11 protein-coding genes and 1 pseudogene are annotated in these 10,450 nt (G+C 69.8%); 10 read left to right on the top strand and 2 right to left on the bottom strand.

From position 1 onward, the window contains the following. From VGR06_RS11665 to VGR06_RS11630, 8 genes are all read left to right on the top strand, one after another. A partial coding sequence (locus VGR06_RS11665; protein ID WP_327559036.1) for an aldehyde dehydrogenase family protein occupies positions 1–721 on the top strand: 721 nt, incomplete at its 5' end. A gap of 163 nt (positions 722–884) precedes the next feature. Next, on the top strand, positions 885–1,217 hold the full coding sequence (locus tag VGR06_RS11660; RefSeq protein ID WP_327559035.1) for a hypothetical protein: 333 nt from the start codon (positions 885–887) through the stop codon (positions 1,215–1,217). Between the two features lie 175 nt (positions 1,218–1,392). Continuing rightward, positions 1,393–2,574, top strand: coding sequence for a C40 family peptidase (locus VGR06_RS11655; protein WP_327559034.1), 1,182 nt, complete (start codon positions 1,393–1,395; stop codon positions 2,572–2,574). Positions 2,575–2,616: 42 nt separating this feature from the next. Further along, a complete protein-coding gene (locus tag VGR06_RS11650; RefSeq protein ID WP_327559033.1) occupies positions 2,617–3,720 on the top strand; it encodes a hypothetical protein in 1,104 nt (367 codons plus the stop codon). A gap of 16 nt (positions 3,721–3,736) precedes the next feature. Beyond that, positions 3,737–4,141, top strand: coding sequence for a YbaB/EbfC family nucleoid-associated protein (locus VGR06_RS11645; RefSeq protein WP_327559032.1), 405 nt, complete (start codon positions 3,737–3,739; stop codon positions 4,139–4,141). Next, on the top strand, positions 4,138–4,608 hold the full coding sequence (locus VGR06_RS11640) for a hypothetical protein (protein WP_327559031.1): 471 nt from the start codon (positions 4,138–4,140) through the stop codon (positions 4,606–4,608). Before VGR06_RS11645 ends, VGR06_RS11640 begins: the two co-directional genes overlap by 4 nt. A 67-nt stretch (positions 4,609–4,675) precedes the next feature. Further along, entirely contained in the window at positions 4,676–6,001 is a 1,326-nt protein-coding gene (locus VGR06_RS11635) for a primosomal protein (RefSeq protein ID WP_327559030.1), read from the top strand. A 252-nt stretch (positions 6,002–6,253) separates the two neighbouring features. Further along, positions 6,254–6,982 carry a GntR family transcriptional regulator gene (locus VGR06_RS11630; RefSeq protein ID WP_327559029.1) on the top strand — a complete coding sequence of 243 codons (729 nt, stop codon included), beginning with the start codon at positions 6,254–6,256 and terminating at the stop codon, positions 6,980–6,982. Positions 6,983–7,097: 115 nt separating this feature from the next. On the opposite strand, the gene VGR06_RS11625 is transcribed toward VGR06_RS11630, so the two are convergent. Further along, complete coding sequence (locus tag VGR06_RS11625; RefSeq protein ID WP_327559028.1) at positions 7,098–8,201, bottom strand: adenosine deaminase; 1,104 nt, start codon at positions 8,199–8,201, stop codon at positions 7,098–7,100. A gap of 262 nt (positions 8,202–8,463) precedes the next feature. On the opposite strand from VGR06_RS11625, the gene VGR06_RS11620 reads away from it, so the two are divergent. After that, positions 8,464–9,531, top strand: a complete 1,068-nt coding sequence (locus tag VGR06_RS11620) for a PA containing protein (RefSeq protein WP_327559037.1) — start codon at positions 8,464–8,466, stop codon at positions 9,529–9,531. A gap of 160 nt (positions 9,532–9,691) precedes the next feature. Further along, positions 9,692–10,180: a hypothetical protein gene (locus VGR06_RS11615; RefSeq protein WP_327559027.1), complete on the top strand. Its 489-nt coding sequence runs from the start codon at positions 9,692–9,694 to the stop codon at positions 10,178–10,180. A gap of 27 nt (positions 10,181–10,207) precedes the next feature. Here the strand turns inward: VGR06_RS11615 and VGR06_RS11610 are convergent. Beyond that, positions 10,208–10,450 (bottom strand): annotated as a pseudogene (locus VGR06_RS11610) (thymidine phosphorylase); the annotation flags it as partial.

Here is a 10,450-nt window from a genome sequence, read left to right as displayed (position 1 = left end):
AAAGGACGTTCGAGACGCGGTCGCCGCCGCCCGCAAGGCCTTCGCCGGCTGGTCCGGCGCGACCGCGTACAACCGCGGCCAGGTCCTCTACCGGGTGGCCGAGCTGCTCGAGGGCCGCCGCGAGCAGTTCCTGGCCGAGGTGAGCACCGGCGAGGGCCGCCGCGCCCAGTCCATTGTGGACACGGCGATCGACCGCTGGGTCTGGTACGCCGGCTGGTCCGACAAGATCGCCACCGTGCTCGGCGCCGCCAACCCGGTCGCCGGCCCGTACTTCTCCTTCGCCGTCCCGGAACCCACCGGCGTGGTCGGCATCCTCGCCCCCCAGTCCTCGTCGCTGCTCGGCCTGGTCAGCGTCCTCGCCCCGGTGATCGCCACCGGCAACACCGCGGTCGTCATCGCCAGCCAGGACCGCCCGCTGCCCGCGATCACCCTCTCCGAGGTCCTCGCCACCTCCGACGTCCCGGGCGGCGTGGTCAACATCCTCACCGGCCGCACCGCTGAGCTCGCCCCCTGGCTCGCCTCGCACGCCGACGTCAACGCCCTCGACCTCACCGGCGCCCCCGACTCCCTCCGCGCCGACCTCGAACGCGCCGCCGCGGGCACGGTCAAACGCGTCCTGCGCGCCAAACCCACCGAACCCGACTGGACCCGCCCGCCCGACATCACCAGAATCCGCAGTTTCCTGGAGTCAAAGACCGTCTGGCACCCGATGGGCGTGTGAGCGCTGGGCAATGCCCTGAAGGCGGCCATCGGGGCACTCAACGTCCTGAAGGCCGCCTTCAGGGCATCAGACCCAGTGCGCGCCAATCGGGGGAACTTCGCCCACACCCGGCCCGTCATAAGGCAGTCTGACTACAGGTCTGCGCACTGTCCGGGAGGGTCGCATGGCGGGCGAGAGGGACCGCGTCCAGGTCGACGAGGAGGCGTTGTCCGGCTACAGCAAGGCGGCCGGGCGGCTGGCCGAGGATCTGCGCTCGGTCGGCACGGGCACGTTGAGCGGCGCCAACGCGTTGCCGGAGGACGCTTTCGGCAAGCTGGGGGTGGAGGTCGGGCTCGCCGGTGCGTTCAAGACCGCCGCGCAGGCGCAGCTCGACGGCGTCGCCGCGACCGCCGAGGGGATCTCGACGCTGGCGCAGTCGGTCGGCCAGGGATTGGCCGGGTACCAGCAGCAGGACGCGGATGCGGGAGCGGAGATCAGGCGGGCGGCCGAGGCATGAGCTTGCGAATGCCGGGGGCGAGGGAGTTGGCCCACCGCGACGAGGGTAGGCCGAGGAACTGGGGTCTGGGGGCTTGCCCCCAGTGGGACACGGTCTGCCCGAGGAGCGGTCCGGTGACCCGTCTGCCAAGGCGACCCAAGACCATGGCCAACATTCCCGAGTGGGAGAACGCCGCATGACCATTGAAGCGTTCGTGAAGCCCATGCGGGATCACCGCGCGAAGCTGGACGGGGACACCGGCAGCGCGGCCAAGGCCGGCGACTCGTTCGGCCGGGCCACCACCGCGCTGACCGAGCTGGAGGGCCAGCACGACGGGTTGGTGCGCAAGGCCCTCGGCGGCTGGTACGGCCAGCAGGCCGGGCTCTTCCAGGACCGGGTCGGCAAGGTGAAGTCCGCGATGGTCACGCTCGCCGAGAACAGCACGGCGGCGAGCACCGTGGCCGGTACCGCGGCCAGCGCGGTCAGCTCCGGGCGCACCGTGATCGACAACCTGATCACCGAGTTCATCGCCCGGGCCACGCCGGTGCTGGAGGCCGCCGAGACCGCCGCGGCCAACGGCGACAACGCGCGGGCCATGCAGGCCTACGCCACCGTGCGCACCCTGGCCGACGACTACTCCACCAAGACCGGTGAGGCGCTGCAACGGGTCCGCGACCAGCTCGCGCCCCTGGTCAGCCAGCTGGCCACGCTGAAGCCGGTGGACGGCGGCGTGCTCGGCGCCGTGAGCGGGCAGCTCGGTCCGCAGGCGATGGGCTACACCTCACCCTCGTTCGCCGGGTCGCCCGGTGGCGGTGCGGCCAACGGCTCCGGCCCGCTCGCCGCCCCCGCCGCGGGCCACGGCGACGTCGGCGGTCATGGCAGTGGTGGCGGGGGCGGCGGCGGTTTCGGTGGCGGCCACGGTGGCGGCGGCAGCACGCCGGTCGGTCCGCACCTGCCGCAGGCGATCCCGCCGCAGCCCGGCACCGGGGTCGGCGTGAACCTGCCGGACGGCAGCAGCGCCGAAGCCCCCAACGAGGTGGCCGCGGCAGCCGTGCGGAACGCCATGAGCGCGCTCGGCACGCCGTATGTCTGGGGCGCCTCGAACCCGCCCTCCGGCACCGACTGCAGCGGGCTCACCTCGTGGTCCTACGGCCTGGCCGGCCTGCAGCTCCCCCGGCACTCCGCGGCGCAGGCGGTCGGCGCCTCGGTGGATCCGGGCCAGCTGATGCCCGGCGACCTGGTCGTCTGGGACGGGCATGTGGCCATGATCGTCGGCAACGGGCAGCTCATCGAGGCCGGGGATCCGGTGCAGGTCAACGCGATCCGCACGCACAACATGGGTGACCCGTTCCTCGGCTTCTACCGGCCGACCGGCTGATATTCGGGTGCCCGTGGCTCACCCGAGGTCGATCATGGCGTGGTGAGCGCAATCGACTCGGCCCTGGCGACGGCCGGGTCACTGCTCAGAACGACGCTGTCCGAGCCGACCGATCTGGGCGGCGGATTCCGATGCACGGTGCTGCGCTGCCGCACGGGCGCGGGCGGCACGGTGGTGGTGAAGATCTTCGATGACCGGCCGGACGCGCTGGCCTGTTTCACCGCGGAGGCCGCCGGTCTGCAGCTGGTCGGGCATGGACCCGAGATGCTCGCCGCGGACCTGGCCACGCCGCTGCTGGTGCTGTCCGACCTGGGCAGCGCGCCGAGCCTGGCCGACCTCCTGCTGGGTGGGTCCGCCGCGGAGGCCAGAGCCGGGTTGCTCGCGTGGGCGACGGCATACGGCCGGTTGGCCACGGCCGCGGTCGGGCGGCAGTCCGAACTGGCGGCCTTGCGGGCCCGGTACGACCGGGGCGTTCCGGCATGGGACGACGGGGACTTCCTCGGCGAGTGGATCACCGGGTTGCCCCCGGTGCTGGACCGCCTGGGCGTGACCGCGCCCGCCGGGCTGGCCGCGGCGCTCGCCACCCTCCGATCCGTTCGCGATCCCGAGCGGTTCCCGGTGTTCTCACCGGGCGACATCTGCCCGGACAACAATCTGATCACCCCGGACGGCATGCGCCTGCTGGACTTCGAGGGCGCCGGCTACCGCTCGGTCTTCCTGGACGCCGCGTACATCACGATGCCGTTCGCCAGCTGCTGGTGTGTGTTCCGGCTGCCGTCCCGGCTCATGGCGGAGCTGGAAAGCACCTACCGTGGACACGTCGTGGCGTGCCATCCACACCTCGCCGACGACGACCTGTGGCACGCCGGCGTCCGGCACGCCATGGCCGCGTGGACCCTGGGCGTCTCGGCCAACCTCGGCTGGTCCGCGGCGACCGCGGACAAGCCGATGCACCCGCGTCGAAAGCCGGTGCCCACCCGGCGTCAGCTGCTCCGGCACCGCTGGTCAACGCTGGCCGGCACGCTCGAGGCCGCAGGCGAGCTGCTCGCCGTCGCCGAGCTCGCCCGGCGCCTGCTCGCCGCCACAACCTCCTGGCACGTCGAGCCCCTGCCGACATACCCCGCATTCGACCCGGAGTCCGGGTAACTTTGGGGTCGTTGCCATGAGCGAATATCAGGACCACCTCGACACCGAGATATCCCGCGCGGACCGGAGGATCCGGGACACCGGCGCGCGGGTGTCGGCGCAGCTGCGGAGCAACGGTCCGGTCACCGGCCGGGCGTCGCTGCCCAACGGCGCGATCACGGTCACCGTGCGGCCGGGCGGCGCCCTCGTGGACATCGAGATCCAGACCTCGGCGCTGTCGATGCATCCCGAGCAGCTCGCCGCGGAGCTGGTGAAGCTCGCCCGGCAGGCCACCCGCACCGCGGGCGCCAAGCTGCACCAGACGATCCGGCCCGTGGTGAGCCGGGAGGTCGCCGACAGCCTCACCTCCCTGGGCATCCCGCCCGGCGCGCCGGCCGACGAGTTCGTCGACTGGGTCGAGGTGCTGCGGAGGCAGCGGTGACCGCGCCCGAGCCCCCGGTCGACGAGCTGGTCGCCCGTGCGGAGCTGCGCCGGCAGGCCAGCGCGCGGCTGCCGGAGATCATCGCGAGCGTCACCGGGGTGGCGATGGACGAGCGGCGGCTGGTGCAGGCCACCACGGACGCCGGCGGCGAGCTGCGTGCGCTGGCCCTGCACCCGGCGGCGATGTCCTTCGGGGGCAAGGAGCTCGGCCGGATGATCATGGAAGCCGCGCACCTGGCCACCGAGTACGCCCGGCAGGAGTGCTTCAACAGGCTGGCGCTGGTGCTCGGCGATGTGGTCACCGCCGAGCTGGAGCGGTTGATCGGGCCGTCGCCGGCCCGCGCCGCCGGCTGGGACACGGCGCCGGTCGCGCCGGAGATTTCCGTGGCACCCGAGGCTCCGGTGGCCGAAGATGACCCCGACGACCCGCTGTCCTTCGACCCGTCCACGCTTCGTTCCGACCGGTGATCCCGCCGTTCGCCATGACCCCGTAGGCTTCCCGTCGTTTGGTGCGCTCCCACAGGAGGACCTTCCTATGGCTCAGGACATCGTTCCGATCGAGCTCGGGCTGCCCCAGGGCGATCTCGTCACGTTGTGGGCACCGAGCTGGCGGGAGGAGGGCGAGGAGTGGGAGGCGTTCCTCGGCCATGAGGACGACCTGTACGCCTTCCCGGACGCCGCCCACCTCGCCGCTTTCGTTCGCACGGTGGAGGAGCACGACCTGGTGGACCACCCGGCCTGGTCGGTGGTGCCGGGGTTGTCGGTGGCCGAGCTGATGCCGGACGAGGCGCACCAGTACGACCTGGTCGGGGTGCCGGAGCTGGTGGCCGAGGAGCCGGACACCTGGACGGTGGGCGAGCTGGCCGACATCGTGGCCATCGTGCGCTCGCTGGCCAACGTGTGCGACCTCGAGGTGGTGCACGAGATCCTGGAGTCCGCGCAGGGTTTCAACCAGCTGTCCCAGGGGACGTATCCGTTCACCGGTCGCGACGGCGAGCGGCTGTGGACCGACCTGGCCGAGACCATCTCCGAGCGGTGGGACGAGGTGCTCGACGCGCTCGATGTCGTGGTCACCGTGCCCGAGGTGGACGCGGCCACTCTGGACCAGACGACCGACGAGCTGGCTGCGTTCAAAGCGGAGTCCGAGGAGTCGGAGAGCGCTCTGGACGCCGAGGATGCCGAGGACCTCGACGAGGCCGACGAGTCCGAGGACGCTGAAGAGTCCGAAGAGGACACCGAGGACGCCGCTGAGTCCGAAGAGGACGCCGAGCCGTTGGAGGAGGCCAAGCCGCTCGGGTTCTGGGGCGAGGTCGGCATCGACCCGATCAAGATCATCACCGAAAGCACCGCGTACTACACGTTGCGCTGCTACTACGGGGAAGACGAGTCGACCCTCGAGCCGATCTTCCTTGGCTCGGACGGCAGGATCGACGTGTTCACCTCGCCGCGCACCCTCGCCAAGTACCTGGCCAACCCCGCGGAGGACGGCAACGACCTCGCCGACATGGCCACCTGGGAGGAGGTGGCCACGAAGGCCACGGACGGCAGCCTGAAGATCGAGGTGGACGTCGACAACACGTATGTGTTGCAGGGCCTGGCCGACGACCTCGCCGGCGGCCCGGACACGGTCGACCCGGTGCAGCTGGACCTGGCCGTGGAGCTGCTGACCGACGTGGCGGACTGGGCCGGCGACGAGTCGGTGGGCGAGAAGCTGACGCAGTCGGAACCCCTGGGCTGGCTGGTGTCGTTCATCCTGGCGCCCGATCCGACGCGGCTGGCTCCCAGCCCGCCATTCGACGCCGAGGTCGGTTCCTGGCGGGAGCTCGTCCGGACATTCGAAGACCGGTTGCGGACACATTGAATCGAGGGGATGGGCGAGGTGTGCTCGCGGAATGCGCTCGCCGATGCCCTCGATTTGTGCCTTCTTGGGGGCCAAGCCCCCAGCACACTCTTCCGGGGGCAAGCCCCCCAGACCCCAAGCCAGTGGGCCTCGTCCCCCGGACCCCCGAACTCCGGGTTAACCACGCATTGACCAGCGCGAATTGGCGCTGCTGAGCAACTCGGTCCTTGTATGCTGTAGGCAGTCGACAAAGACCGTCACGGGGAGTGCCGCATGCAGCCGACCGAGTTGGCCCAGGACCTTGCGGCACGCCGGATCGACCGGCCGGTTCCGTTGCGGGAGCGGGTGTATCAGGCCATGCAGGATCTGATCATCTCGCGGCGGCTCGCCCCCGGTCAGCACCTCGTGGAAAGCGAGCTGGCCGAGATCCTCGGAGTTTCCCGGCAACCGGTCCGCGAAGCGTTGCAGTGGCTGAGCAACGAAGGCTGGGTGGACCTGCGGCCCGGATACGGCGCGTTCGTGCACGCCCCCACGCACGAGGAGGCCGACCAGTTGCTGGCCGTGCGGGCGTTGCTGGAGGCCGAATCCGCCCGCCTGGCCGCCCTGCACGCCGGGCCGGACGGCGTGGCACGGCTCCGGGAGATCTGCCGCCAGGGCATCGAGGCCATGGAAGCCGACGACACCGACGGCATGGTCACCGCCAACGCCGCCCTGCACCGCTGCGTCACCGAATTGTCCGGCAACCAGGTGCTGCTCGATTTCGCCTCGCAGGTCGACCGCCGGGTCCGCTGGTACTACACCCCGGTCGCCCGCACCCGCGGCAAACGGTCCTGGCAGGAACACACCAAGCTGATCAACGCCATCGAAAAGGGCGACACCGAGACCGCGGCCAGAATCATGCGCGAGCACACCGAGCGCACCCGGCAGACCTATCTCAGCCTCCGTGACGCCACCCCGGCGCCCGCCCCGGTCGCCCGCCGCCGGCGCACCGCGGCCAAGTAACCCGCATTCCTCAGCTTGGTCCGGCCAAGGCGTTATACTGTATACCGTATGGCCCACCGGTTGACCGGGGTAACAGGGTGGCCGCCGCCCGAGCAGGGCGGGCGGCGTCCGCCGCTCAGTCGCCGATCAGCGCCACGTACCCGGGCTTGATCACGTTGTTGATGATGTCGAGGCGCTCGTCGAAACCGATGAAGGCGGACTTCATCGCGTTGATGGTGAACCAGCGCAGGTCGGCCCAGTCGTAGCCGAACGCGTCGACGAGGGCGGACATCTCACTCGATACGGTGCATCCGCTCATCAACCGGTTGTCGGTGTTGACAGTTACCCGGAAGCGGAGCTTCGTCAGCAATCCGATCGGGTGGTTCTCGATCGAGTCGGCGGCCCCGGTCTGCAGGTTGGACGTCGGGCACATCTCCAGCGGGATGCGGCGGTCGCGCACGTAGCTCGCCAGCCGGCCCAGGTGGATGCTGCCGTCCTCAGCCACCTTGATGTCGTCGACGATCCGCACCCCGTGGCCGAGCCGCTCGGCGCCGCAGTGCTGGATCGCCTCCCAGATCGAGGGCAGCCCGAACGCCTCGCCGGCGTGGATGGTGAAGTGCGCGTTCTGCTGGCGCAGGTACTCGAACGCGTCCAGGTTCCTGGTCGGCGGGAAACCCGCCTCCGGCCCGGCGATGTCGAACCCGACCACGCCGGAGTCCCGGTAGCGCACGGCCAGTTCGGCGATCTCCGCCGAGCGCGCGTTCTGCCGCATCGCGCACAGCACCGTGCCGATCCGGATCGGCCGGCCGGCCCCGGCAGCCCGCCGCGTGCCCACCCGGAAGCCCTCCTGGACCGCCTCCACGATCGCGTCAAGACGAAGCCCCCGTTCGCTGCACAACTCCGGGGCGTACCGCACCTCTGCGTAGACCACGCCGTCCGCGGCCAGGTCCTCGGCGCACTCCGCGGCCACTCGCACGAGCGCATCTTCGTTCTGCATGACACCGACGGTGTGTGCGAACGTCTCCAGGTACCTGACCAGCGAGCCGGAGTCCGCCGCCTCGCGGAACCACACACCCAGCGCGCCGGCGTCCGTGGTCGGCAGGTCGGCGTACCCGCTGTCCTCGGCAAGCTCGACCACGGTCTGTGGGCGCAGGCCCCCGTCCAGGTGATCGTGTAGTAACACCTTGGGAGCGGTCCGCACGGCCTCCGGCGTCACCGGCACGGGGTTCTTCGTCACCATGGAGCAACGGTACCCGGCACCCGGCGATCACCTGTTCGTGTAACCACCCGACCACGTATGGTGTCCCGAGACTCCGACGTTCGTCGTCAGGTCATCATCCAAACGGCCCAATTGGCTCCGTGCGGACCAGCAACGAACTAACGGGTGGTGTATGGACGCATTCTGGGAGTGGCTAGGCTCCCCTGCGTTGACTCTCCCCCTCCCCAGGACGAAGGCCAGCTCCGTGAACGAGAACAACAACTCCACGGTGTCGTTCGACCGGATGCGCAACATGCTCGTGCGCGCGGCCGAGATCCGTGAGAGCGAACAGCAGCAGATATTCGACGCCCTCGACGAGATCCACGCCCGGCTCTCCCCGTTGGAGTCCATCGGCTCGGTGCGCAAGCGCCTGTCCGAGATGGCCGACCGGACGGAGGTCAACGCGGTCGCCGAGCGCCTCGACGCCGCGCTCGCCAAGCTCGACGCGCAGGACGGCGCCATCGCCGCCCTCGGCCGGGCCGTCGAGGCCATCGTGGACAAGCTCGCCACCCCCTTCGCCCAGCTCGACGGGCGCCTGGACGGCGTGACGGGCCGCTTCGAAGGCGTCGCCGGCCGTATGGACGGCCTCGAGGACAAGCTGTCCAACATCCACCGCCGCCTCAACGAGCTCGACGGCCACCTCGACAAGCAGGACGGCAAGCTCGACCTCCTGCCGAGCGCTGTCCACGGCCCCGTCCGCGAGCGCATCGAGCAGTCCGAAACCACCCTCCGCGCCCGGGTCGACGAGGCCAACGACGCGACCCAGGGCAAACTCGACAACGTCCGCGAGCTGGTCCAACGCTCCGTCGGCGAATCCACCGACTCCCTCCGCACCAAGATCGACGAATCGCAGCGCGCCCTCACCGATGCGATCGACGACACCCGCAGCACCGTCGACGGCACCGAACGCCTCGAAGCCCTCGCCAAGAGGTTGGAACAGGTCACCGGCCGCCTGGACGAGCTCACCACCCGCCTGGACACCGTCGAAGACGGCTTCACGGCGCGCCTGTCCGACCTCGGCGGCAACATCGACAAAGCCATCTCCAAGGTCGAAGGCACCCTCGCCAAACAACCCGACTCCGACTCTGTGGCAAGCCTCGTCCACAAGTCCAACGAGGACTCCGTCCGCAAGATCGGCGGCCACCTGGACGAAGCCATGGCCACCTTCGCGGAGCTCATGATGGGCGGCGGCGCCCCCCCACCTCGCCCGCCGGCCACCCTCCCCAGGCAGAGCCGCCGCCGCAACACCAAACCCAAGGGCACCCGCACCGAAGAAGGCGCCGACGACGCCGACCTCAACGCCGACGCCTGACTCAACCCAACTCACCAAGGGCGCCCCGAGCCACTCGGGGCGCCTTTCTCTTTGCCGCGACGATGTAACGTCGCGGAGCATGAACGCGAAGTAGGGGTGGTCGCACCATAAAAGCGGACCGCATAGCCACGGTGTGAGAAATGTAGATTGGGAAGCCGGCATGACTTATCCGCAGACCAACGAGCCTTATGCCAGTTGGCAGCCCAACCTGCCTCAGCAGGCACCACTGAAGAAGCGAAGCAGGTGGCCGTGGCTGGTGATCTCGGTCGGCGTGGTTTCAGGAATCGCAGTGCTGGTTGTTGTAGTTCTCACCGGAAACCGCGGCGACTCCGGCAGCTCTGTGCAGGAAAACCTGGGACTGGAGAGCGTCCGGCAGGCCTGCGGATTGTCGTCTTCTCATGCGGTAATTGGCGACGCCGGCCGCACCCTCACCCTTGACGGTGAGGGTAAAGAGAATGCCAGCGGGCTGAGCTGGACCGACATCGAATGCGCGCTTGACCACACCAAGATGCCGGAGTCCGTGCGCGGCCGGCTCACCATGACTCGAGCGCTGGACGGTATGCAGTCCGCGTCGTGGGACGGCTATACGGCAACCTGGAATTACCATCCCGATTCCGGAGTGAATTTGATCATTACCTCGGTGCGATAGAAGGTGAACTTCCACGCAAAGGATCAATCAGGAATTCCGCACCTTTTCAAGGACGAGAACCCGCAAGGGAGCTTCGTCGGCGATCTGGTAGGCGCCTTCGAGTGCGCCGAGGGCTCCCGGGACGGCTTCGGGGGTGTTGGTGTGGAGTTCTAGGAGGGGTGCGCCGGCTTCGACCTGGTCGCCGGGTTTGGCGTGTAGGAGGATGCCGGCGGCGGGTTGGACGGGGTCTTCTTTGCGGGCGCGGCCGGCGCCCAGGCGCCAGGCGGCGAT

It is taken from the genome of Actinophytocola sp. (assembly GCF_036002505.1).
Lineage (GTDB): Bacteria > Actinomycetota > Actinomycetes > Mycobacteriales > Pseudonocardiaceae > DASYTH01.
This window is presented reverse-complemented; position numbering and strand designations above follow the sequence as displayed.